At 48.7% G+C, this 24,042-nt stretch carries 23 protein-coding genes and 1 tRNA gene; 11 read left to right on the top strand and 13 right to left on the bottom strand.

Going from position 1 to position 24,042, the window contains the following annotated elements:
• Window positions 1–33: 33 nt before the first annotated feature.
• The 3 genes from KGF88_RS07565 to KGF88_RS13925 are packed head-to-tail and all read right to left on the bottom strand — an operon-like array spanning window position 34 to window position 3,263.
• A complete protein-coding gene (locus tag KGF88_RS07565; protein ID WP_153825868.1) occupies window positions 34–744 on the bottom strand; it encodes an AAA family ATPase in 711 nt (236 codons plus the stop codon).
• A 39-nt stretch (window positions 745–783) separates the two neighbouring features.
• On the bottom strand, window positions 784–2,985 hold the full coding sequence (locus tag KGF88_RS07560; RefSeq protein ID WP_153825867.1) for a DDE-type integrase/transposase/recombinase: 2,202 nt from the start codon (window positions 2,983–2,985) through the stop codon (window positions 784–786).
• Window positions 2,982–3,263 carry a helix-turn-helix domain-containing protein gene (locus KGF88_RS13925; RefSeq protein WP_416380897.1) on the bottom strand — a complete coding sequence of 94 codons (282 nt, stop codon included), beginning with the start codon at window positions 3,261–3,263 and terminating at the stop codon, window positions 2,982–2,984. The genes KGF88_RS07560 and KGF88_RS13925 overlap by 4 nt, the downstream gene beginning before the upstream one ends.
• Before the next feature lie 165 nt (window positions 3,264–3,428).
• Here KGF88_RS13925 and KGF88_RS07555 point away from each other — a divergent pair, with 165 nt between their 5' ends.
• Window positions 3,429–4,268, top strand: a complete 840-nt coding sequence (locus KGF88_RS07555) for an XRE family transcriptional regulator (protein WP_153825866.1) — start codon at window positions 3,429–3,431, stop codon at window positions 4,266–4,268.
• 424 nt (window positions 4,269–4,692) lie between these two features.
• On the opposite strand, the gene KGF88_RS07550 is transcribed toward KGF88_RS07555, so the two are convergent.
• Window positions 4,693–4,783 (bottom strand) — tRNA-Ser (locus tag KGF88_RS07550).
• A 166-nt stretch (window positions 4,784–4,949) separates the two neighbouring features.
• Between KGF88_RS07550 and KGF88_RS07545 the strand changes: the two genes are divergently transcribed.
• Window positions 4,950–6,824, top strand: coding sequence for a propionyl-CoA synthetase (locus tag KGF88_RS07545; RefSeq protein WP_153825865.1), 1,875 nt, complete (start codon window positions 4,950–4,952; stop codon window positions 6,822–6,824).
• 20 nt (window positions 6,825–6,844) lie between these two features.
• Here the strand turns inward: KGF88_RS07545 and KGF88_RS07540 are convergent, their stop codons facing one another.
• The 6 genes from KGF88_RS07540 to KGF88_RS07515 form a co-directional block, all read right to left on the bottom strand.
• Window positions 6,845–7,867, bottom strand: a complete 1,023-nt coding sequence (locus KGF88_RS07540; protein WP_153825864.1) for a mechanosensitive ion channel family protein — start codon at window positions 7,865–7,867, stop codon at window positions 6,845–6,847.
• A gap of 4 nt (window positions 7,868–7,871) precedes the next feature.
• Entirely contained in the window at window positions 7,872–8,345 is a 474-nt protein-coding gene (gene bfr / locus KGF88_RS07535) for a bacterioferritin (RefSeq protein ID WP_153825863.1), read from the bottom strand.
• A gap of 21 nt (window positions 8,346–8,366) precedes the next feature.
• A complete protein-coding gene (gene bfr, locus KGF88_RS07530) occupies window positions 8,367–8,837 on the bottom strand; it encodes a bacterioferritin (RefSeq protein WP_110074899.1) in 471 nt (156 codons plus the stop codon).
• 35 nt (window positions 8,838–8,872) lie between these two features.
• Window positions 8,873–9,094, bottom strand: a complete 222-nt coding sequence (locus tag KGF88_RS07525; protein ID WP_110074898.1) for a bacterioferritin-associated ferredoxin — start codon at window positions 9,092–9,094, stop codon at window positions 8,873–8,875.
• Window positions 9,095–9,155: 61 nt separating this feature from the next.
• Window positions 9,156–9,602, bottom strand: coding sequence for a DUF3429 domain-containing protein (locus KGF88_RS07520; RefSeq protein WP_153825862.1), 447 nt, complete (start codon window positions 9,600–9,602; stop codon window positions 9,156–9,158).
• 3 nt (window positions 9,603–9,605) lie between these two features.
• Window positions 9,606–10,574, bottom strand: coding sequence for a calcium/sodium antiporter (locus KGF88_RS07515; protein WP_153825861.1), 969 nt, complete (start codon window positions 10,572–10,574; stop codon window positions 9,606–9,608).
• Between the two features lie 112 nt (window positions 10,575–10,686).
• Between KGF88_RS07515 and KGF88_RS07510 the strand changes: the two genes are divergently transcribed.
• Complete coding sequence (locus KGF88_RS07510; protein ID WP_153825860.1) at window positions 10,687–11,664, top strand: CorA family divalent cation transporter; 978 nt, start codon at window positions 10,687–10,689, stop codon at window positions 11,662–11,664.
• Here the strand turns inward: KGF88_RS07510 and KGF88_RS07505 are convergent.
• The 3 genes from KGF88_RS07505 to KGF88_RS07495 are packed head-to-tail and all read right to left on the bottom strand — an operon-like array spanning window position 11,641 to window position 15,501.
• Complete coding sequence (locus tag KGF88_RS07505; protein WP_202912492.1) at window positions 11,641–12,795, bottom strand: ABC transporter ATP-binding protein; 1,155 nt, start codon at window positions 12,793–12,795, stop codon at window positions 11,641–11,643. The genes KGF88_RS07510 and KGF88_RS07505 overlap by 24 nt on opposite strands.
• Complete coding sequence (locus KGF88_RS07500; protein WP_257119917.1) at window positions 12,782–14,470, bottom strand: ABC transporter permease; 1,689 nt, start codon at window positions 14,468–14,470, stop codon at window positions 12,782–12,784. Before KGF88_RS07500 ends, KGF88_RS07505 begins: the two co-directional genes overlap by 14 nt.
• A gap of 2 nt (window positions 14,471–14,472) precedes the next feature.
• Window positions 14,473–15,501: a Fe(3+) ABC transporter substrate-binding protein gene (locus KGF88_RS07495; protein ID WP_202912488.1), complete on the bottom strand. Its 1,029-nt coding sequence runs from the start codon at window positions 15,499–15,501 to the stop codon at window positions 14,473–14,475.
• A gap of 154 nt (window positions 15,502–15,655) precedes the next feature.
• On the opposite strand from KGF88_RS07495, the gene KGF88_RS07490 reads away from it, so the two are divergent.
• The 8 genes from KGF88_RS07490 to KGF88_RS07455 all read left to right on the top strand — a co-directional run bounded on the left by KGF88_RS07490 (window position 15,656) and on the right by KGF88_RS07455 (window position 24,034).
• Window positions 15,656–17,470 carry a cation:proton antiporter gene (locus tag KGF88_RS07490; protein WP_153825857.1) on the top strand — a complete coding sequence of 605 codons (1,815 nt, stop codon included), beginning with the start codon at window positions 15,656–15,658 and terminating at the stop codon, window positions 17,468–17,470.
• A 256-nt stretch (window positions 17,471–17,726) separates the two neighbouring features.
• Window positions 17,727–18,233 carry a hypothetical protein gene (locus KGF88_RS07485; protein ID WP_153825856.1) on the top strand — a complete coding sequence of 169 codons (507 nt, stop codon included), beginning with the start codon at window positions 17,727–17,729 and terminating at the stop codon, window positions 18,231–18,233.
• A 9-nt stretch (window positions 18,234–18,242) separates the two neighbouring features.
• Window positions 18,243–18,557 carry a BolA family protein gene (locus tag KGF88_RS07480; RefSeq protein WP_110074889.1) on the top strand — a complete coding sequence of 105 codons (315 nt, stop codon included), beginning with the start codon at window positions 18,243–18,245 and terminating at the stop codon, window positions 18,555–18,557.
• A gap of 106 nt (window positions 18,558–18,663) precedes the next feature.
• The gene (fabV, locus tag KGF88_RS07475) at window positions 18,664–19,845 is read left to right on the top strand and encodes an enoyl-ACP reductase FabV (protein ID WP_153825855.1); all 1,182 of its coding nucleotides are present in this window, start codon (window positions 18,664–18,666) and stop codon (window positions 19,843–19,845) included.
• Between the two features lie 245 nt (window positions 19,846–20,090).
• A complete protein-coding gene (locus KGF88_RS07470) occupies window positions 20,091–21,431 on the top strand; it encodes a Na(+)-translocating NADH-quinone reductase subunit A (RefSeq protein ID WP_153825854.1) in 1,341 nt (446 codons plus the stop codon).
• 2 nt (window positions 21,432–21,433) lie between these two features.
• Window positions 21,434–22,633 carry an NADH:ubiquinone reductase (Na(+)-transporting) subunit B gene (locus KGF88_RS07465; protein ID WP_153825853.1) on the top strand — a complete coding sequence of 400 codons (1,200 nt, stop codon included), beginning with the start codon at window positions 21,434–21,436 and terminating at the stop codon, window positions 22,631–22,633.
• On the top strand, window positions 22,626–23,402 hold the full coding sequence (locus tag KGF88_RS07460) for a Na(+)-translocating NADH-quinone reductase subunit C (protein WP_153825852.1): 777 nt from the start codon (window positions 22,626–22,628) through the stop codon (window positions 23,400–23,402). The genes KGF88_RS07465 and KGF88_RS07460 overlap by 8 nt, the downstream gene beginning before the upstream one ends.
• Window positions 23,402–24,034 carry an NADH:ubiquinone reductase (Na(+)-transporting) subunit D gene (locus tag KGF88_RS07455; RefSeq protein ID WP_153825851.1) on the top strand — a complete coding sequence of 211 codons (633 nt, stop codon included), beginning with the start codon at window positions 23,402–23,404 and terminating at the stop codon, window positions 24,032–24,034. Before KGF88_RS07460 ends, KGF88_RS07455 begins: the two co-directional genes overlap by 1 nt.
• The last annotated feature ends 8 nt before the right edge of the window (window positions 24,035–24,042 follow it).

Here is a 24,042-nt window from a genome sequence, read left to right as displayed (position 1 = left end):
TTTATCCTTATAGTTTTAGCGCACAGGTCGGTATTAACGTCGCTGCAATAAGAACAGCGGCTCTCGACCCCAATCAGCGCGTGAAACTGAATCAAGTTGACTGGCAAGCGCCATACGCTCAATCTTCTCCAGCGCAACCAAAATCTGGCGCATTTCGCCGCCCGATTCCTTGCGGATATAACTTAATAAGTCTTCTTCTACTGTGACCCGCTCTTCAAATAACTCGGCCACCAACTTTTGCATGTCATCTAAGTCGCACGGCTCAAATTCAACCCATTCTGAAATGCGGTTAAACATCTGTTTACGGTGGCTAATACGGCGGGCAATCTGCTCCATGCCAATCAACACAATCGGCTGTTCGGCGCTGTCATAGATATCGCGGATGGTCTCCATAATGCGGGTGTTCATCACAATATGGTCTGCTTCATCAATGAACAGCGAGCAGTGGTCAATCACCATGCGGTCAATCACCTGGCGCACCATATTTGAAAGCGGTGGACGTGGTACCTCACCCATTTCCTCTAAGACACGACCTAAAAATGAGCTGGGAGTGTCGGTTGCGTAGCAACGTACGTACACGCTGCGCGCTTGGTTAAACATCCAAACAACGGTTGTGGTTTTGCCGAAACCGCTAGGGCCATGAATGAGGCCTAGCCCTGGAATGATCTCGCTGCGGCTGTTTAAATTGCGTAACAAGCTCAATGAGCGCGTTACATTTTTGACTTGAACTACTTTGTGTTTCATAATTTACTCTCCTTAAGAGGGTGGTGATTTACGGGCGTACTAGTCGTTCTTCGCTCGCTTAGTACGCTCGTAGATTGCTTCTTCACGCCATACCTTCACTTGCAAACGCCCCCAGTCATCGAGTTCGTACTTCGCAATACGGCGCTTTTCTTCATCAGTCAGTTGCTCATCTAGCTCTTTCGCAACTAACGCCTGAATAATGTCCTGCTCGCTACGAATGATGCGGCGGCGAGCTTCTTTAATTGGTTTTTCAGCAGCTTCAATTGCGGCTTTTTCGCGGTCCAATTCGTCAATCACATCACGCATGTCGCGCGCCTGCGGGGTTGGTGCAATGGCATTTGACGAACCAAACTGCAACGCTTTTTCGGCGGCGTTGAACAAATCGTTTTCGTGTTTCACGGCCTTACGCTCAAACTCCACAACGCCTTCGCGCATAGCCGCTGCTACTTCAATGCGGCGCTGATACAGCGTATCGAAACCGAACTCTTTTGCTTTCTGTTTCATTTTGCGGTCGTTCTCACGTAGCTGTTTATGCAGCTCTTTTCGCGCCCGAGATAGCGCAGGAACTAAGCCCTCGCGATGCACTTCCTCAATATTAGTGATGCGAATAACCTCGGCATTTTCGTAGCCATATCGCGTATCTATCGCGTAAGCGTGGTTTGGGTTTTCAGGGTCAATAAACAACTCAACGTTGGCACCGCGCATTTGCATGAACTCTGGCGCGGTATAAATGATGTTATTGCGACGCACTCGACCTGCTTTCACCACCGCCATGCCGGTATCATTCATGAGAAGCGCAAGCGCTAACGCGTTTGGCTTACTCGGTTGATAACGCGACTCAGCATAAGCTTGGGCAGGCGTTTTGCCGTTAAGACCATCGTGGGCGGTGTGTTCATATACATTGGCTAACCATGCATCAATGTGTGCCTGAGCTTCCTCGCGTGTCAGTTTCACGCGAAAAATCTGATGCTCTAAATCTTCATTGTTTTTGGCGGCCAAGCGCTTATCAAAGGCAACTTGATTTTCAATTTTCTTGCGGTCGGCAACGTTGTGGCCGATATAGCCAGGCATCCGCTCAAATAAGTCGCGCGACATAGTTTTGAAGAACCGTTCAATATAGGGCTTCTCCCAACCCGAGTACGGGGCTGAACGAACCTGCAACAAGCCTAACCGGTGGAAAGTCGTGGTGATACGAATGGACACGTAATCGCTACCGTTATCAGTTTTGATAACCGAGCGCTCATTTGGCATGCCAAAATCAGTGATCATCTTGCGAACCAACACAAGGTTCTCGTGTGAGGTTTGGCGCGGCACCAACAAGCAGCGTGCACGGCGAGTGTACACATCAATGCCAGCGGTGATCTTGAAACGGCCATCGGTACACATGATGTCCGCTGGCGTTCCATCCAGCTCCCAGACGTCATTCGGCTGGTTGCCCGGCCAATGCGTTGCGAAATTAGGGCGCTCTGCACTGTTGTAACGGTCGATGTCCGTTGAATACAACAGCTTCATTTCCTGCTCAGCAATGTAGTTACGCAGCCAGCGGCGCAAGGTGGTTGCCGATGGCAACTGCCAGCCGTGCTTGCCTGATGCATTCTCGGTTTTTAAATCATCAAGAATAGCCCTGGCTTTATACTGTGTGGCTATATGCGGCCAACGATAAACGTATGATCCAAGCCAATCAGCCATTGATTGCTGACGGTCAATGATGTTTTCGTAAGTCGCTTTATAGTAGGCTCCGCACAGCGCTTCCGGCCCCTTCGTTTCGAGGGTGTTGCGCCAACGGTAAATTCGGTTAATGGAAACCTTTTTCACCGCTGCCTGAACAGCCTTGGTTGATAGTTTCACCTGGTCATTGTTGTAGAGGTTACAAAAGGCCTCTAACGTCTTACGCCCGCTGCCGTGCTCTTCTTGATAACTGGCGGCCGCAACGAGAATTTCATGGCGCGCCTGACCACGCAGGCGGTCTTTGTTGGTGAGATCGCGGCGAGCTGGCTTTTTATCCCACTCTTCAGCGATGCGTTGCTTTTTGTAGTGAGCTTCCACCAGCTGCTGAATATCGCCTGGTAGCGACTTAACTAAATACTTGGTCGCCGGGCGGCATGGTTTTGAGTGATTCTTTATCTGTCCTGCTTCAACCCACTTCCCCTCAGACTTTCTGCGAAGAACTGAAGTTTTCGAGATGCCTGTTATCTCAGTTAGCTCTTTGATTGAAACGGCTTTAGGCAGGGCTTGGCTCATGACGCCGCTCCTTGTCCCTGATGCCGCGATTCTGTACTATAATTTTTAGGCTTCCTCCCACGCTTAAATTTTATTGGGTTGTTTTGGGCGTCATAACGCGACGGCCATATATCCCATGGGTTAATGCCTAGTTCATCGGCAATTATTTTTTGAAGTCGCGGAACTCGCGTGACAAGAGCTTTTGCGAATGCCGACGGAGAGAGGTTGTGTTTTTTTGATAACTGGCGAAGAGACCAGCCCGCCTTTTCTAACGCGCACTTTACATCAGCAGGGTGCATGTCAGAAGCGGGGCCAGGTGCTACCCTGGCTTTTTTGCAGCTTTTGTTGTTCATCATAGACACGATAATGAACAATCATAATGTTCATGTCAATGCTGCAATGTCTAATAATATTGTTCAATACTTTAAGTTGCTGATATTTAAGCGTAAATAATAGGCGGAAATATGGATAATGAGCTTGATACTATAGGTAAACGATTGAAATACGCTCGTACGAAGCTTGGTTTTAGCCAAACTGAACTCGCGCAAATGGTTGATTTGTCAATGCGGGGCTATCAAGCTAATGAGAGAGATATAAGTAATCCCTCCATAGCTGTTTTACGCAAATTTTCAGATCTTGGTGTAAGTCCTTTATGGCTTCTGAATGGCTCCGGTAAAATGGAACTAGACAGGAAGTCCAAGGAGATATACAAAAACTCTGAGCTAACTGAAGAAAGTACCGCTAATGTAGTTAAGTCTTTTAGTCTTATTTTCGATAGACTTTTAGTGCCTGGGCTTCCCGAGGCCAAGATCGATCGAATTCACGACTTGTACGACACTATAGGCGTTCAAAACACCAAGGCATTTTTCGAGTTCATATCAGAGATTAGCGATCCGCTCGAATCCTTCGTCTTAATTCAGGTGCTGAATCCACAGGATGAATCGCTATTTCAAATCTCGGACTCTAACCTCTATAGGTACCACCCACTTAGGAGAAGCTGGGTAAAAAATAACAACCTTAATCCGGAAAAACTTAAGGCTATTTTCCCCAGTGACGACTCAATGAGGCCAACACTGGTTCAAGGTGATGTGTTGATTATTGACGAACGTGGAGTCAACGACCTAACAGGTCTTTTTGCAATTGAATCGCGCGGCCGGGTTATTGTTAGACGATTAGATTTTGGCGTCAGCGGGGTCTCAATATCGACAGACAACGAGCAGTACCCGAATGAGCTCTTAAGCGACGAGGAAGCTAAAAAGATAAAGAAAATAGGCAAGGTTATTCGAATTGAGTCCTATCGCTAAATAAAATTTATTTATGGACTTAATGATAGTCATTTTCTGGGTGAATAATTTAGGTTGCACTAGGCTTCCAGAGAAAAGTCCACCGTAACAAAAGGAGGAGGCAATTGTCTTTTACTCTCCAGGCAATCTAAATAGTGAAATATTATTTAAAGCCTTACAAATAAAGCTTTAAGCCCACTTTAACGATTATTTAAGGCCATAAATTAAGTGGACTTTACTAGCGATTTCATTAAGTCCACCGCGCGCCGATATGACCAGACCCCTAAATCGGCCAACCCTAAAGAATAAGCGGGTTTCGTCCCGCTCAATTCCGTAAAATCCCACTTATTCCCTGTTTCATTCTTGATGGAGCGTTGTCTCAAACCAGTGACTCGTTACACCTTCACATACAAAAAAACCGCCACAAGGGCGGTTGTTTTGTATCTGGCGGAGAGAGAGGGATTCGAACCCTCGATACGCGGTTAGCGTATACACACTTTCCAGGCGTGCTCCTTCAGCCACTCGGACACCTCTCCAGAAGTGGCGGTATGATAGGGAAAAGCTGGGGGTAAATCAACAGACTTGTGGTGATCCGGAGCGATTAACTCAGTCTTTGCACTTTTTCATACCTAAGTCGAATGGGAATATTTACTGGCTGGGCTACTCTAGGGGCATTGCAGTACAAACTTTGAGAGGCCTACCATGAGTTACCCCCGAGAATATGAGTCATCGTTGCAACGCCGCGACGCTTTTTGGTTACAGCAAGCGAAGAAGCTGCATTGGTTTAAAGAGCCGCAGCAAGCTGTATCGCTCAAACCTAATGGCTGTGCGGATTGGTTTGCTGATGGTGAGCTAAATGTGTCTTTCATGGCGCTGGATTATCACGTGGATAATGGTCGTGGTGATCAACTGGCGTTGATTTATGATTCACCGGTGAGTGGTGCTAAAGCAAGCTACACCTTTCGTGAGTTGCGTGATCAGGTGGCGCTGTTTGCTGGTTTGTTGAAAAAGCAGCATGTGAAGAAAGGCGACCGGGTGGTGATTTATATGCCGATGATTCCGCAGGCGGCGATTGCGATGTTGGCCTGTGCGCGGCTTGGAGCAGTGCATTCGGTAGTGTTCGGTGGATTTGCACCGCATGAATTGGCGGTGCGGATTGATGATGCGACACCCAAAGTGATAGTGACGGCGTCGTGCGGCATTGAGGTGAATCGAGTGATTCCTTATAAGCCGATGGTAGATAAAGCCATTGAGGAAGCGAACCACAAGCCGGCGCAAGTGATTGTGTGGCAGCGCCCGGAGTGTCAGGCTGAGTTATTGCCAGAGCGTGATATTGATTGGCAGCAAGGGCTGCAAGGGGTGTCGCCGGCCGAATGTACGGTGGTTGCCGCGACAGATCCGTTGTACGTGTTGTACACCTCGGGCACTACGGGTAAGCCGAAGGGGGTGGTGCGAGACACGGGTGGCTACGCGGTGGCGTTGCATTATTCGATGAATTTAGTGTACGGCTTAAAGCCCGGGCAGGTGATGTTTACGGCCTCGGATGTGGGTTGGGTTGTGGGGCATTCTTATATTGTCTATGGGCCCCTGCTGGCTGGTGTAACGACGGTGCTGTACGAGGGTAAACCCGTGCGTACGCCGGACGCTGGCGCGTTTTGGCGGGTGTGTGCAGAGTATGGTGTCAATGTCTTGTTCTCTGCTCCTACAGCGTTTCGGGCGGTGAAAAAAGAAGACCCAGAAGGACTGTTGTTAGCAGGCTACGATTTATCTAAGTTGCAACGTATTTACATGGCGGGTGAGCGGTTAGATCCGGCTACCTATGAATGGACCACAGCCATTACCGGTAAGCCGGTGTACGACCATTGGTGGCAAACGGAATCAGGCTGGCCAATTTGTGCTAACCCGGTGGGCGCGGCTGAGCATCCGATTAAACCTGGTTCAGCCACCTTGCCACTACCTGGTTATGATGTGCAAATATTGGATTATAAAGGGCAACCGGTAGGGCCTAACGAGCAAGGTGCGGTAGCGATTAAATTGCCGTTGCCGCCAGGGTGCTTAACCACTATTTGGAATAACGAAGAGCGTTTTGTCAGTGGTTATCTGAGTGAATTTGAGGGCTACTACAGTACCGGTGACGGTGGCTATAAAGACGATGATGGCTATGTGTTTATCATGGGGCGTACCGATGATGTGATAAACGTTGCCGGGCATCGTTTGTCTACCGGTGAGATGGAAGAGATTCTGGCGCAGGACAATGCCGTGGCTGAGTGCGCTGTGATTGGTGTGCATGATGAACTGAAAGGACAAGTGCCGGTGGGGCTGGTCATCACTAAAGATGGGGTACAGATGAGTGCTGAAGAACTCACGGCTCGGTTAGTGCAGCTGGTGCGGGATGAGATTGGTGCGGTAGCTTGTCTGAAGCGGATTTTAGTGGTGCCGCGGTTACCGAAAACTCGTTCTGGCAAAATTTTACGCCGGGTATTGCGCCAATTAGCCGATGGCGAGCCGGTACAAGTGCCATCAACGATAGATGATCCTAGTTGTATTGATGAATTACGCGAACAGCTAGCGGGCTAGCTGTTCTGCGGGATTATTTATTAAAGATCCTTAGCAGCGTCATTTTCTGGACGCTGCTCGGGGTCGGCACTGGGCTCAGCGGTGGCACCAGCTTCTTGTTGCTGCTCTAATTCTTGCTGTTTCTGTAAGCCGCTGGTGCTGGCGCGGCTGTGTGGCATCACCGCATGTTCAGACCAACTACGAATATGCAGATCCCGTTGCGGGAAAGGCACTTCAATCTTGTACTCTTCAAGTGACGTATGGATTTCCCACAAGAAGGCGGCTTTAACGGCGCCAGGGCGATTAACGGCTTCGGGTTTCAGCCAGGCCACCAACTCAAAATTAAGTGAACTATCACCAAACTCTACGAACCACACTTGGGGTGGTTTATGGGTGCCATCCTGTAGGGTATGAGGCACTCGTTCTGCGGCTTCTAAGACAGCCTTTCGTACCAGTTCTTTATCGGTTCCATAGGCGACGCCAAAGGGCACATGAATACGCCGATATGTGTCGCGCATGGTCCAATTGGTCACGCGGCCACTGACAAACTCAGAGTTTGGCACGATAATATCAATGTTGTCGTTGGTGGTGATGATGGTACTGCGAATATTGATTTCTTTCACTTCACCGGTCACGCCAGATTCGAGTTCAACAAAGTCGCCAACCTTTAGCGTTTTTTCGAACAGCAACATGATACCGGCGGTAAAGTTGCTGATCAGGTTCTGTAAACCAAAACCGACACCAATACCCAGTGCACTGGCAAAAATGGCAAACTTAGTGAGATCGATCCCGACGGAAGATATGGCCACTAAAAAACCAACCAGCATTACCACATAGTGCGTAATGCGGGTGAGGGCGTATACGGACGACTGCGCCATCGATTTACGATAGCTAGCAAAGCGCCGCAAGGCATTTTGGAGTACTCGCGACACCACGTAGGTGATGATTAAAATGAATAGCAGTCGAGCTACAGAACCGTAGGTGATAGCGGTTTCACCTACGGTAAAGATTTCGTGCTCAAACCAATGAAAAAAACTACTTATTTGGTTTAGTAGTTGCTCCATAGGCTTAACTCATGCGGGCTTGCAAAAATAGCGCTAAACCTAATCGCTCAATCAGACGTAGTTGTTGTCGTAACCAATAGGCATGGTCTTCTTCGGTATCTTTGAGAATGCCGACCAGCATGTCACGACTTACAAAGTCACCCTGTTGCTCACAAAATTGAATGACCTCACGCAGCGTTTTGGCGTTGTTGTGCTCCAGTTCTAAATCGTTAGCCAGCATGGTGGGTACGTCGGTGGCGATGGTGTGTGGTTCGCGTTGCTCTAAGTTAGGTTGTTCACCCAAAAATAAAATTCGGCGAATCAGCAGGTCTGCATGACCACGCTCATCATCCACTTCATGGTTAATTCTTTCATACAATGCATTCAAGCCCATATCTTCGTAAATGCGTGAATGGGCTGTGTATTGGTCAATGGAGGTTAACTCAAAGGCCAACAGACGATTTAACTGCGCGGCTACAGCGCTTGCATCAAAGCTCATGATCACTACTCCTAGGTTCTGTTAATCTGATAGTTTGGTTTGCAGATACATAGGCACGCCAAGTTTGCCTAGCAGATCGAGTTGGGTATCTAACCAATCTAGATAATCTTCTTGTTGTTCTAATATCTCGGTGAGCAGATCTCGGCTAACGTAGTCTTGGGCTTGTTCACAGTGTTTAATAGCGCTGCGTAGCTCAGTCACATCGGCGGCTTGCACTTGCTGATCAAGCTGCAAGGACTCTTCAGGATCTTCACCTATGTATAATTTGCCTAGGTCTTGCAGGTTAGGTAGGCCATCTAAAAACAAAATACGCTCGATGATTTTATCGGCGTGTTTCATTTCATGAATAGAGGCTTTATAGGCGGCTTGGTTGAGAGCTTCGAAGCCCCAGTTGCGATACATGCGGGCATGCAAAAAGTATTGATTAATCGCGGTAAGTTTACGCGTAAGTATGCGGTTTAGTTCAGATAAAACCTGTGGTTTGCCATGCATGGTGATACTCCTAACTGTTTCCTTTGGGTAACAGCTTAAGCGTAGCACACCTGAATTGGCAATAAAGTTTCGAATTGTTTTTGTTGTTTGCGTTCGGCAACGGCTTCTTTTAACACCGTTTTTGCGCACTGAGTACAGCAGCCACACTGGCTGCCTACACCATACTGCTGGCGTAATTCGCGCATGCTAGAAAGGCCATCGTCCACCGCGCGACGGATGGTTTTATCACTGACCCCTTTGCATAAACACACGTACATAATCATCTCCTAGCAACAACTAGAGAGATGATAAACTTAATGAGAATGATTTGCAATAGCGCTATATGCTAATGATCAATAAAATGACATGTAACGCGACTACAGTAAAGGTGAGCCTACTACGAAGCTCAAGATACCAGCCATGCTCGCTGAGTTTGCGTCGCTCGTAATTCAGCCAAAATAGGTGCAGCAGGGCTAAAATAGCTAGACTAGCTAGCTGAGTATCGCTGCACCAAGGCAAGGCTTGCCACACTAACAGTAAAAAACCGGTGACTGACGGAAACATACTCCATTGCAGGTTGCGTGATTGGTCTTGCTGTGGCTGTTGCAGGCTAAGCCCCCAGTGTACACCACCCAAGAAGCTGAAAATAATGGCGCTGTAGATAATAAAAAGTTGTATTGCTTGGGCGCCATAGATATCCAGCAGGGCCAGCAAGGTTAGCCCAATAAAGGGAATAAGCCCGGCAAAGCCTAATCGTTGAGCAGTGTACTGAGTGGTTAGCTGCATGCTTTATAAGCCTGTTTTAAGTAAATAAATGGTGTAAGCCACGTAACCGCTCAAGAAAATCACACCATGCACTCGATTGATGCGGTTTTGGCGTGCATTCGGACGGAACGCGAAAACTAACAACAACACGGTTAATACGGCCATAACCAGCCAATCGCGACTAAGCACTAGGGGGTCTAGGTCGATCGGATGAATAGCACCGGCGATACCAACCACTGCCAGCGTATTGAACATGTTTGAGCCAATCACGTTGCCCAGGGCTAAGTCATGTTCGTTCTTACGCACCGCAGCAATAGACGAAGCTAGCTCTGGCAATGAGGTGCCAATTGCGACTACGGTTAGGCCGATGACTAAATCACTCACGCCAAAAGCGGTAGCGATATCAACGGCACCCCAGACTAAGATACGTGAGCTGATGATAAGTAAGATCAAGCCAATCACGAGCCAGGTGATAGCTTTGCCCAACGGCATGGCATGAGCCTTCACTTCCGCTTCAAATTCACCTGCCATGGCATCATCGCCACCGCGCATGCCTTGATAGATGCTCCAGCCCATGTAAAGTGCAAATACCGCCAGCAGGACCCAAGCTTCAAGCTGAGTAATCACACCATCGACTAAAGGCCACGCAACTAGAAAGGTAATGGCGATAAGAATGGGCGCTTCACGTTTGAGTACTTGGCTAGCTACTGCAATTGGGGCTAACACGGCTGTTAAACCAAGAATTAATGCAATATTGGTGATGTTAGAACCAAAGGCGTTACCCAGAGCCAGGGCCGGATTACCTTGCAGTGAGGCGATGGCTGATACCACCATCTCTGGTGCTGAGGTACCAAAACCGACAATCACCATACCGATGAGCAGAGGGGGCATGCCTAAATGGTTGGCGGTGGCGGCAGCACCATCGACAAAGCGATCGGCACTCCATACCAAGAGCGCAAGTCCAATAATTACAGCAGCAATGGCAAGTAACATAGGTTTCCTAAACAAGTGAACGATAAGTTGTCATAGTTTAACGTGAAATGATAAGGCTTGTGAATGTGCTTGTGGTCGGTCTAGACTGAATAAAACATGAAAGGATAACAATATGGCAGATACTCACTCACAGATACCGACTCAGCGGCCGGATTTTATCATCGATAGTTGGGATTTTTCGGTGGTACCGGCGCAGCCGGTGCATCAGAACTATCATCAGCGGCAGCAGAGCTGGTTTCATTTTCAGCGTGACTTGCCCGGCTTAAGTGACTGGTTGTTGGCGGCGGGTATTCCGGAACCGCTGATTGATGCGGTGTTAGAGGAAGATACTCGGCCTAGGTTTGAACGGGTTAGCGCCGGTTTCTTATTGATTTTGCGTGGGGTGAATTTGGGGTTGGGTGAGCAACCTGAAGATATGGTGAGCTTGCGAATTCTATTTTACAACGGCAACTTGTATAGCTTCAGAAAACGCCCCGTGAATGCGGTGCGAGCGCTGCAGAAAAAGCTCGAGTTGGGCCAGGGCCCTGAATCTATTGCTGATTTTTTGGTGCATTTAGTGGATGAAGCCAATAATCAATTGGAGCAATTGCTAGATACCATCGAGTTAGAGATGGAAGAGCTGGAAGATGATAGCAAAGGCACCACGGCGCAACGGCAACGGCAACTTACGGTGTTGCATCGACGCTTATTGCGATTAACTCGCTTTGTGCGCCCACAGATTGCCGCGTTAGATAAGTTAGCGGTGGATGGGCCTAAGTTATTTGAGGCTGAGTGGGTGCAATGGTTGCTGAATGAGCGCGACAATACCCAACGCGAACTTGAGAATATGGACATGCTGCTAGAGCAGGTGTGGATGTTGCGAGAGCATTTGCAGCAAGAAGTGGCAGAAAAAATGAACCGCAATACCTATTGGCTTTCGATGGTTGCGGGGGTGTTCTTACCGATCAGTTTCTTGACCGGACTGTTTGGTATTAACATTGGCGGCATGCCTGGAGTTGACGATGCCGCTGCTTTTTGGATATTCAGTGGGGCGTTACTGATTATCGCCGTGATTGAGTTTTTGCTATTACGCCGACTTCGCTTTTGGTGAGGTGGGTAACGGCTGGGCTGGTGGTGCAGTAGATACTGGTGGCGTAAACGGGCGTACCAGTGGCGCTTGATCATGAAAGCCCGGCAATTCACAATGATCTGCGGCAAACACCACTAAGTGGTCAAATTCTGGCCGTAAACCTACCTCATCGCCCACGTTCATTTGTTCGTGGGACGGGCTTAAGGTGAGTACTTCGATGCCGCTGTTAAGCTGCACGCTGTAAAGGTTGTGAGCACCGCGAAAACCGCGCGCTTTAATGCGCCCGCGCAGACGCGAATTAGCATCAGGAACGATATCGTCCGGGCGCACTAAAAAACTCACTGGGGTGCCATCAGGTACGGTCAATAAGCTCGGATGCTCTAGCATGCCTAGCGGTGAGGCTAACGAGCCCGAGGCATTGACGGTACCTTGCAGCAGCACGCCATGGCCGATAAAGTCAGCCACCAGCTGATGGCGTGGCTGGTGATACAGTTGATACGGGGTTTCCCATTGCAAGAGTTCGCCCTGATACATCACCCCAGCTTTATCAGCCATGGCAAAGGCTTCTTGCTGATCGTGGGTGACGAGCAAAGCGGTGATCTGTTCTTGCTTGAGCAGCTCACGAACTTCAACGGCTAAGCGCTCTCGTAATTCTGCATCAAGACTCGAAAAAGGCTCATCAAGCAGCAGCAAACGTGGTTTTGGTGCGAGCGCCCGAGCCAATGCAATACGTTGTTGCTGGCCACCGGAAAGCTCATGAGGATAACGTTTTTGATAGCCGGGTAAGCCAATCCGCGTCAGTAATTCATCCACGCGAGCGCGGCGCTCGGCGGCACTGGCTTTGCGCATGCCAAAACTAATATTCTCGGCCACGGTTAAATGCGGAAACAGGGCAAAGTCTTGAAACACCATGCCAATGCCACGCTGCTCTGGTGGGGTCAGCTGGTTGGCCGAAGAAACACATTCGTTGGCCATGGTAATGGTGCCTAACTGTAACCCTTGAAAACCTGCGATAGCACGCAACAAGGTAGTTTTACCGCACCCGCTGGGCCCCAGTAAGCAGCCGATTTCGCCTGCTTCAAGCTGTAAACTGACACCGCGGACAATGTGCTGGGTGCCAAAGCTGATGTGGATCTTATCAAGCTGTAACAGGGGCAAAATCAGACTCCTTGGTCGTGTTGGTGGGCGTTGTTAGCTGCGAATGGCGACTTTTTAGCATAGCTCGCGATAACAAAATCACCGGAATTAAACCTACCAGTACCATCATCAGGGCCGGCGGGCCAGCATCGGCAAGGCGTTCATCGCCTGCCATTTCGTAGGCGCGCACGGCTAAGGTATTAAAATCAAACGGCCGCAGTACCAGCGTGGCTGGCAATTCTTTTAGTACATCGACACCGACTAAAATCAGTGCGGTAAGCACACTGGGGCGCAGTAAGGGTAAATGTATTTTACGCAACACCTGCAGCGGGCGGTAGCCCTGAATGCGGGCAGCTTCGTCCATGCTCGGACGGATCTCGGCCAAGCCGGCATTGATGGTTTGTAGCGAGACACTTAAGAAACGCACCACATAGGCAAACAGCAAGGCAAACAAGGTGCCCGAGAGTAATAAGCCCGGATTGTAGTCAAACCAGCTTTTGCTCAGTGCAATGATAGCGTGGTCTAGTTTGCTCAACACCAACAACAGGCCAACGGCAATCACCAACCCAGGAATGGCATAGCCTAAACCGGCAAAGGTCACACTCACGCGCACCGCTGGCGTAGGTAACTGGCGGCGGCCGTAACCAAGCCAAAGAGCCATGGTCACCACAATCACCGCGGCGATAAGAGCTAGCATAAAGCTGTTAAAGGTGAGCTGCCAAAAGTCAGGGTCGACCCACACTTGCCAGCGCTCTAATGACCAACTGGCCAATTGTAGTGCTGGTAAAATAAAGCCAAACACGAGCGGTAACCAACACACCAAGCTGGCCAGCCAGGCTTTGGCGCCGTGCAATTGAAAGGGTTGGGCGGGGCGGCTAGAGCGTTGATCGTAACGTGCTTGGCGGCGCGACCAACGTTCTAAAAACATCAAGGCAATCACTGCGATCAGCAGCATCCCAGCCAACTGCAGAGCACCGTTTAAATCACCTAAACCGTACCAAGTACGGAAGATACCGGTAGTGAAGGTGGTGACGCCAAAATAGGCGACGGTACCGTAATCGGCGAGGGTTTCCATTAGCGCTAGGGTGGTGCCGGTCACTATAGCTGGGCGAGCCAGAGGCAACGCCAAGCGAACAAAACACTGCCATGGGTTTAGGCCAAGACTACGTCCTGCTTCTAGCGTGGTGGCGGATTGCTGAATAAAAGTGGCTCGGGAAATCAGATAAACGTACGGAAACAGTACTAAACTCAAGACGAGGATAGCGCCGCCTAAGCTCCGAATTTGGGGAAACCAGTAATCGCCGTAGCCCCACCCAAAGGTGTCGCGCAGCATGGTTTGCACCGGGCCGGCAAAATCGAGCATGCCGGTATAGGTGTAGGCGGTGATGTAGGCCGGCATGGCGAGTGGTAGTAGCAAGGCCCATGTGAGTAGGCGTTGGCCAGGGAATCGACAGGCTGTAGTTAGCCAGGCGGTGCTTACGCCGAGCGTGATAACGCCAACGGCAACCCCAAGCAGTAACCATAAAGAATGCCGGATGTACTCGGGCACCACCGTTTGCCACAGGTGGCTAAGGGTAGCGTAATCACCGCCGATGAGCAGTTCTACGCCAACCCATAAAATCACTAACAACGGCAGCCCTAACAGAGCTGCCGTTGCAATCAGCGATAATTTACGCCACGCCGTGAACACGCTTACCGCCAGCCTGCACGGTTCATTAATTTAACCGCATCGGCGTTGTTTTCACCTAAGAAACGCATGGACAGGTCGTCCGCTTTAAACTCGCCCCATGCTTGTAAAGTTTCGCTCCACTCTACCCCAGTTACCGCAGGGTATTCATTATTGGTGGCGGCGTACCAAGCTTGCGACTCTGGCGATAGCAAGAATGCAATGAGTTGTTCTGCAGCGGCTTTATTTTTCGCATGTTTGGTGATGCCAATGCCACTGACGTTAACGTGGGTACCAAAGCTATCTTGATTGGGCCAAAAGATTTTCAGCTTACTCGCGGCTTCGCGCTGCTCGGCGTCATCACCGGTCTGCATCAGGCCAAAGTAGTAAGTATTGGCAACGGCTAGGTCACACATGCCTGCAGCGGCTGCTTTTAATTGGTCACGGTCACCGCCCACCGGAGGTTTTGCTAGGTTAGCAACGAGGCCTTCAGCCCATTGCTCGGTGGCCTCTGGGCCCCAGTGTTCGATTAGCGCTGCAGTTAACGATTGATTGTAAATGTTGTCTGAAGAACGGATACAGACTTTCTTACGCCATTCTGGTTTAGCTAAGTCTTCGTACCCGGTTAATTGGCTCGGGTCAACTTTACCTTCAACATAGAAAATAGGGCGCGCCCGTAAGCTTAAGCCTACCCATAAATCATCGCTACCATGCAAATGCTCAGGCACTGCAGCTAACACAGCTGGGTCGGTCAGCGGCTGAAACACGCCTGCTTGCGCAGCACGGTGCAAGTTACCAGCATCAACGGTGAGGAATAAATCGGCCGGAGTATTTTCGCCTTCGTTCTGTAACCGGGCCAGGAGGGCATCGCCGCCACCGGTTAATAAGCGTACTTCAATGCCAGTTTTGGCAGTAAATTGCTCTAGTGCAGGTTTAATTAGCGCTTCTTTACGCGCAGAATATACGTTAACCGTGGTAGCTTGTGCTACTGTTGCGGTTAAGCTTGCTGCAATTGCAGTCATGGTAAGTAATTTGCGGAACATGATTGAACTCATGGTGATTTACCTCGTAATGTTACGTGGATTATATAGAAAAAATAAAAGGAACGATATTGATTCGCATTAAGTAACCCTTAAGAGTTATTCTCGTGCAAATGCGAATCATTATCAACAAATAATTTGTAAAATCTAGGAAAGAGACCTTCAGCCTATGTCAAATATGTCAGCACTAGCGCTCATTGGGGTGTTATCTATCTTGTGCCAATGGGGTGCATGGCGGTTAAAAATACCAGCGATTTTACCTCTGTTGTTAGTGGGATTAGCGATTGGCCCAGGTTTGGGCTGGTTAGATCCTGATGCGGTATTCGGTGATTTATTATTCCCCATTGTGTCACTTTCGGTTGCTATTATTTTATTTGAAGGCGCATTAACGCTGCGTTTTGATGAAATCCGTGGGCACGGCCGCATGGTAACTAACTTGGTTAGTATCGGCATGGTCATTACTTGGCTGATGATTGCGGCGGCGGCTTATTATCTGATTGGCTTTGGCTGGGAGATGGCGGCGCTGTTTGGGGCGTTGGTGGTGGTGACTGGCCCGACAGTGATCATGCCGATGTTACGATCGGTACGGCCGTTAGCTCGGCTGGGCAACATTTTACGTTGGGAAGGGATCATCATCGACCCGATCGGTGCCTTGTTAGCGGTGTTGGTGTATGAGTTTATTATTGCCAATCAAGGCGCCGGTATCAGCCACGCCATGCAGGCCTTTGCCACTACGTTAGGGGTAGGCTTCGCGCTGGGTTTTGCCAGCGGCAAATTACTCGGACAAGCGCTTAAATTTAGTATCTTTCCGCATTATTTGAAAAACGTCGCTACGGTAGCTGTGGTGTTAGGGGTGTTCGCCTTATCCAATGCCTTGCAACACGAGTCTGGACTGCTGACCGTCACCGTCATGGGGATGGTGATGGCGAATATGCGCGGGCTAGATTTAGATGACATCCTTGAGTTCAAAGAAACCTTAAGTGTGCTGCTTATATCTGGGTTGTTTATTCTGTTAGCGGCGCGCTTAAATGCGGATGCCTTTAGCAGCCTAGGCATGCCGGCGGTGTTACTGTTGGTGATTATCATATTTGTGGTACGCCCAGTGAGTGTGTGGGTGTCTTCCATCGGTACCCAAACCACCTTTAAAGAAAAGATCTTGCTCAGTTGGATTGCGCCACGCGGGATTGTTGCAGCGGCGGTATCAGCGTTGTTTGCCTTAAAAATGCAAGAGGCTGGCTGGGAGCAAGCGGACGTGTTAGTTCCCTTGGTGTTCTTGGTGATTTTAAGCACTGTGGTGTTGCAAAGCTTAACCGCCAAGCCGTTGGCGCACTTTCTAACGCTGCGGGAACCGCCACCACGGGGCTTTCTCATATTTGGCGCCAATCCGCCGGCGCGGCAAATTGCCAAAGCCCTGAAGGAACATAATTTTCCGGTGTTATTAGCCGACACTAACTGGGAACACGTGAAGTTAGCACGCATGGAAAACTTGCCGGTGTACTTTGGTAACCCTACTTCAGAGCATGCTGAAAATAATATGGATCTGAATGGCATTGGCCAGGTGTTGATTCTGTCGCCATATCGGCAGTTAAACCCGGTTGTCGCGATGCACTTTATGGATTGGTTTGACGAAGACAAGATCTTTGCTCTGCAAAACTCCGAGCATGATGCGCCGGCTCGTAACCAATTACCGGAAGTGTTTCGTAAGCGCTTAAAATTGTTCGGCAAAGGGGTAAGCTTTTCTAAGTTATCAAGCTTGTCGTTTCAGGGGGCGCAGGTGAAAACCACTGCACTGACCGAATCGTTTCATTACGATGACTATCAAGAGCGCTATGGTAACCGAGCTTTGCCGTTATTTGCCTTAGACGAACGTGGGGTATGCCATTTGTTTAGTGCGGACCAAACCTTTACGCCGGCAGCCGGTTGGCAGATTGTCGCGTTGATAAGTCCAGAGCAAGAAAAGAAGCCAGATCAAGCTTCCGCTTAACACTAAAATAACCAAGAAAACAGAAACTTACCATTTTGTTGCGAAATTGTAATTGATTTGGAAAATAAAGTTAGTTATAGTCTGACTCATGGATTGCGGGGTTACTTCACGGATTGACGTGACCCTGTTCGAACAAGGATGTTCTTCCTTTCTTTTTATTCAGTGCCATTCCCTTTATACTCTTGTACTTAAATTACCTGTAAGTGAACCTTACCAGCCCAAGCTGCGGCCGCTGCCGTACTGTCATGAGATGAATATGATGCAGTTGAACAAATCTTCCACATTGACGCATCTTGGTAGCCTAGTTGTGGCTGCGAGTTGGCTGTTGCTCAGCGGTTGTCAGCCAGCTGGCGATGCCGAACGTTTAACCAACCAAGAGCTAGCCTTAGTACAGACCATCGACCAACAGCAGCTACCTAACCAAGATTGGGCGCTGTCGAGTGCGGTCATTCAGCTTAGTTTTTGTCGCAATCGAGTCAACGATGCCTTACTGGCCGAAGGTGAAGAGCTAAACCGCTGGCGCCTGGTGGGTGAGCGCTCAGCGTTTCCGCGCCAACGTCAAGAAGGGTTGGAGCAGTTAGCAGAGCTCTACCATGACCATGGCGTGCTGTTATGGCAGCAGTGGGGGACGGTAAGTTCACAGCTCTATCGCATTGTTTATCCTAGCCGATACAGCGAACCTAATGTGTTTAATGCGCTAGCCAGCTTAGGCCGCGATGAAAAAATTTGTTTCAGCTCGTTAGACGCCAGCCAAAGTGAGTAGTAACGCCTTATGACCGCTCTTCATCAACATTTACAAGCCAAACTCGAAGCCGCCTTTGCCCCTATTTACCTGCAATTGCTGAATGAAAGCGATCAGCACGGCACAGCTAGTGATGATTCGCATTATAAGTTGGTGCTGGTGAGCGCTAGCTTCGCGGGCCAACGTCTGTTACAACGCCATCGGGCGGTCAACAAACTGCTGCAAGAAGAACTTGCTGGGGCAATTCACGCGTTAGCTCTACATCTATACAGCCCAGACGAATGGCCGCTGCAGCAGGTTCCAGATTCACCAGCCTGTCGCGGCGGTAGTAAGCTCGACAACTAATCAGATCACTTGATGGGTGCAGCTCGGTTAAACTACCCGGATCAAAGCACCAGCTTGTTGATTATGGCTAACTCAAGCCTAGACCCTAGCTTAAAGGATAGTAGCAATGATTATTCAACCTAAAATTCGTGGTTTTATTTGTACTAACGCCCATCCAGTCGGCTGTGCAGCTCATGTACAACAACAAATTGATTTTATAAAACAACAACCTAAATTAGCGCAAGTGCCACAGCGGGTGTTAGTGATCGGCTGTTCTACCGGTTATGGTTTGGCCTCGCGTATTGCTGCTGCCTACGGTGCTGGCGCCAAAACCTTAGGCGTGTGTTTTGAAAAAGAGCCGAGCGAAAAACGCACCGCGACTGCAGGTTGGTATAACACGGCAGCATTTCATCAAGCAGCTAAGGCTGATGGTCTTTATGCCCATACCATCAACGGTGATGCTTTCTCGAATGAAATCAAAGCACAAGTTATTGAACAAATTAAGCAAGACTTCGGTCAGGTTGATTTGGTGATCTACAGCTTGGCTTCGCCGAAGCGTAAAGATCCGGTTACAGGTGAAGTTTATAGCTCAACGTTGAAGCCTATTGGTGACAGCTATACCACCAAAACCTACCACACCGACAAAGACCAAGTGACTGAAATCACTTTAGAGCCTGCTACTGATGACGAAATTGCGCAAACCATCAAAGTGATGGGTGGCGAAGATTGGGAACTTTGGTTGGCAGCCCTGCATGATGCTGGCGTATTAGCACCTAATGCAAAAACCACGGCCTACACCTATATTGGTAAAAAGCTGACCTGGCCAATTTACGGTCAAGCCACCATTGGTAAAGCTAAAGAGGACTTAGACCGTGCGGCAGCTGCGATGCGTACGCGCTATACCGATCTTAATCTAGAAGCCTACGTATCTTCATTAAAGGCCCTAGTGACTCAAGCTAGCTCAGCAATTCCTGTCATGCCGCTATATATCTCGTTGATTTATGGGGTGATGAAGCAAGAGGGTACCCACGAGGGATGTATTGAACAAATATATCGATTGTTCAACGAAGCCCTTTACAGCGACGACCGGTTATTGGATGAAGCTGGCCGCTTATTTATGAATGGCTGGGAAACCAATGATGCAACGCAAGCTAAGGTTGAAGCTCTTTGGCATCAAGTGAATCAAGAAAATTTCCATCAATTGGCTGACTACGCAGGTTATCACAGTGATTTCTTGAAGTTGTTTGGTTTTGGGATTGATGGCGTTGATTATGATGCGGATGTCGATCCTATGGTTGGGTTTGATTGAAGGGCAACAGCAAAGCTCGGTTAGCTTTTAGAGAGGAGCTATTGGTTGGCTTTTTCGGTGACCGAAATACGACTAACGAATAACGACTATCGATTGGTTTTTACATTTGTTTTGTAATCCAAAAGTGCTAAAATGCCGGCCCTAGGTGAAAATGGACAGAATTTGGTCAGTCGCGGCGTGCGGAGAAATGCGTACGGCGTGGCTGGAATGAGATTAATCTTCCCTAACGAGTAGTGCAAACGCGTATGATTACGATCAAAAAAGGGCTAAATATCCCAATCTCGGGAATGCCCCAACAAGCTATTGATGATGGTCAAGCCATCACCACCGTTGCCGTACTGGGTGAAGAGTATGTGGGGATGCGCCCAACCATGCAGGTTAAGGTTGAGGACCGCGTCAAAAAAGGCCAGGTACTTTTCGAAGATAAGAAAAACCCAGGAATTAAATTCACTGCACCAGCTGCTGGCGTTGTAAAAGACGTGATGCGTGGCGCCAAACGTGTGTTACAAGCCGTTATTATTGAAATTGACGGTGATGAGCAAGAAACGTTTGCCAGCTACGACAGTAAAGACTTAGCTAGTTTGCCGCGCGACCAAGTGGTTGAGCAATTGAACAATGCGGGTCAATGGGTAGCCTTACGTACGCGACCTTTTAGTCGTTCGCCGAAGCTAGACGCAGAGCCTACTGCGATCTTCGTGAATGCGATGGACACCAATCCGTTAGCGGCCGACCCAGCTGTAATCATCAGCCAAGAGCAACAAGCCTTTATCGACGGTCTGAACCTGTTAACCACGTTAACCAAAGGTAAGGTGTTTGTGGCGAAAGCTGCTGATGCAAAAGTTGATGTGGGTCATGCTAAGGTTCAATTAGAGACCTTTGCTGGTCCGCATCCTGCTGGTCTGGTAGGTACTCATATTCATTTCTTACAGCCGGTATCTATGGCCAAGCAGGTTTGGCACATCGGTTATCAAGACGTGATTGCCTACGGTAAATTATTCACCACCGGCCAGGTTTACACCGACCGTGTGGTTGCTTTAGCCGGCCCTGGTACGAAAAAACCTCGGTTATTGCGTACTCGGATGGGCGCAAACTTGCGTGAACTAACCAAAGGTGAGTTGGCGCAGGGTAAAAACCGGATTATTTCTGGCTCAGTACTAAACGGTCACAAAGTTGACGATGCTCATCAGTGGTTAGGTCGTTTCCATACCCAAGTGAGTGTGTTGCCTGAGGGTGATCAGAAAGAATTCTTTGGTTGGATCAAGCCTGGTTCAAACCAACACTCAGTTACGCGTGCATACTTGGGTCATTTGTCACCTAAAAAGTTGTTTGCGATGACGACTACCACCAACGGTTCAGATCGTTCAATGGTGCCAATCGGCAACTATGAGCGCGTGATGCCGCTTGATATTTTACCAACGATTTTGCTACGTGACTTGCTCTCTGGCGATACTGAACAGGCGCAAAAGTTAGGCTGTTTAGAACTCGACGAAGAGGATTTAGCGCTCTGTTCTTATGTTTGCCCAGGCAAATATGAGTACGGTCCGGTGTTACGTAACATGTTGACCGAAATTGAGAAAGAGGGCTAATCATGGGCTTGAAACATTTTCTTGAGAAAATTGAGCCAAACTTCGAGAAAGGCGGCAAGTACGAGAAGTTCTATGCCTTATACGAAGCAGCGGCAACTATTTTCTATACGCCAGGTAAAGTGACCAAAGGCATTACCCACGTTAAAGATAGCGTTGACCTAAAACGCATCATGATTTTGGTGTGGATGATGACTTTCCCAGCGATGTTCTGGGGTATGTACAACATCGGTAACCAAGCGGCATTAGCCTTAACTGACGGTTATCAGTTAGCTGATATCTGGCAAGTAGGTATTTTTACTGCCTTAGGTGGTGATCTAGCTACCGCTGGCTGGGCCGGTAAACTGTTCTATGGCGCCTGCTTCTTTGTACCTGTGTACGCGACAACCTTTATTGTGGGTGGTTTCTGGGAAGTTTTATTTGCTTCTGTACGTAAGCACGAAATCAACGAAGGCTTCTTCGTCACGTCAGTTCTGTTTGCCTTAACCTTGCCCGCAACCATGCCGTTATGGCAAGTAGCCTTAGGTATTACCTTTGGTGTGGTGATTGGTAAAGAAGTGTTTGGCGGTACTGGCCGTAACTTCTTGAACCCAGCCTTAACCGGTCGTGCATTCTTGTACTTTGCCTTCCCAGCGTCTATCTCTGGTGAGCAAGTATGGACTGCAGTTGACGGCTACTCTGGCGCTACTTTGCTAAGCCAAGCAACTCAGGGCACTGATTACATTGCTAATATGGATTTATGGATGGATGCCTTCTTAGGTAATATCCAAGGTTCAATGGGCGAAGTATCTACCCTGATGATTCTGATTGGCGGTTTAGCACTGATTTACTTCCGTATTGCCTCATGGCGCATCGTATCAGGTGTGTTTGTAGGTATGGTCGCGTTGTCATTATTGTTCAACGTGATTGGCAGTGACAGCAACCCGATGTTTGCTATGCCTTGGTACTGGCACCTGGTGGTAGGTGGTTTTGCCTTCGGTATGATGTTTATGGCAACGGACCCAGTGTCAGCCTCATTCACCAACAAAGGTAAGTTTTATTATGGCTTCTTAATTGGTGCCATGACGGTACTTATCCGAGTGGTAAACCCTGCGTATCCAGAAGGTATTATGTTAGCGATTTTATTCTCTAACGTATTTGCCCCGCTGTTTGACCACTTTGTTGTTCAATCAAACATTAAACGGAGACTGGCACGCAATGGCTAATAAAAATGAATCACTAGGCAAAACGCTGTTTGTGGTTATCGCCCTCTGTTTAGTGTGCGCGATAATCGTGGCAGGTTCTGCGGTTGGCTTGAAGCCTTTACAACAGAAGAACGCTGCGCTAGACATGCAACGTAACGTGTTAGATGCTGCAGGTTTATTAACCCCAGAAACTAACGTTATCGAGCTGTTTGAGCAGCGCGTAGAGACGCGTTTATTCAACCTTAATACGCTCGAAGAAGTTGAATCTGTAGACGGCAAAAATGCCACGGACTACGATCCTATCGCGTCTGCTAAAAAAGCAGGTTTGGGCACTAAATTAGATAAAGCTGATGACGAAGCTGGTATCGGTTCTCGTGAAGATGTAGCTAAAGTCTATTTTATCAATGATGCCCAAGGCGAGTTAGAGACAGTCGTTGTGTTTGTTCGCGGCTACGGCTTGTGGGGTACCATGTACGGCTTCATGGCAGTGGCACCTGACATGAACACCATCAAAGGTATCAACTACTACGAGCACACTGAAACTCCAGGGTTAGGTGGCGAAATCCAGAATCCAAACTGGGCTGCCAGCTGGCAGGGTAAAGAAATCTACGCCGACGGCGAGGTTGCTCTTAACGTGACGAAAAACGTGACTGACCAAGCTCATGACGTAGATGCACTGTCTGGTGCAACCTTAACCAGCAACGGTGTTGAAAACACCATGCAGTTCTGGTTTAGCGACAAGGCTTACGGCCCGCTATTTGACAAAATTCGCAAAGGGGAGCTGAACTAATGGCGAGTGCAAAAGAAGTCAAAGAGGTTCTGTTTGGACCGATTTTTGCCAATAACCCAATTGCCTTACAAATCTTAGGTATTTGCTCGGCGTTGGCAGTAACGTCAAAAATGGAAAATACTTTGGTTATGTGTATTGCACTAACCTTAGTAACGGCATTTTCTAACTTGTTTATCTCAATTATCCGTAACCACATTCCTTCGAGTGTACGGATTATTGTGCAAATGACGATCATTGCCAGCTTGGTTATCGTGGTTGACCAAATCCTGCGTGCTTACGCCTACAGCATCGCCAAAGAACTGTCGGTATTCGTTGGTTTGATTATTACCAACTGTATCGTTATGGGCCGTGCTGAAGCCTATGCGATGAAGAGTACTCCAGGCTTATCGTTCTTGGACGGTATTGGTAACGGCTTAGGTTACTCGGTGGTGTTGTTAACCGTGGGCTTTATTCGTGAGCTGTTCGGATCAGGTAGCCTGTTCGGTTATCAGATCATGCAGCTAGCTTCTGAAGGCGGCTGGTATCAGCCGATCGGTTTGTTGGTATTGCCACCAAGTGCGTTCTTTATTATCGGTGGTTTTATTTGGGTACTGCGTACCTTCCGTACCGAACAAGTAGAGCCGAAGGAATAAGGAGCAGA

Origin of the sequence: Idiomarina loihiensis, assembly GCF_024584785.1 — a bacterium.
GTDB lineage: Bacteria > Pseudomonadota > Gammaproteobacteria > Enterobacterales > Alteromonadaceae > Pseudidiomarina > Pseudidiomarina fusca.
Note: the sequence above shows the minus strand (reverse complement) of the source record. Positions and strands in the feature narration are given on the sequence as shown.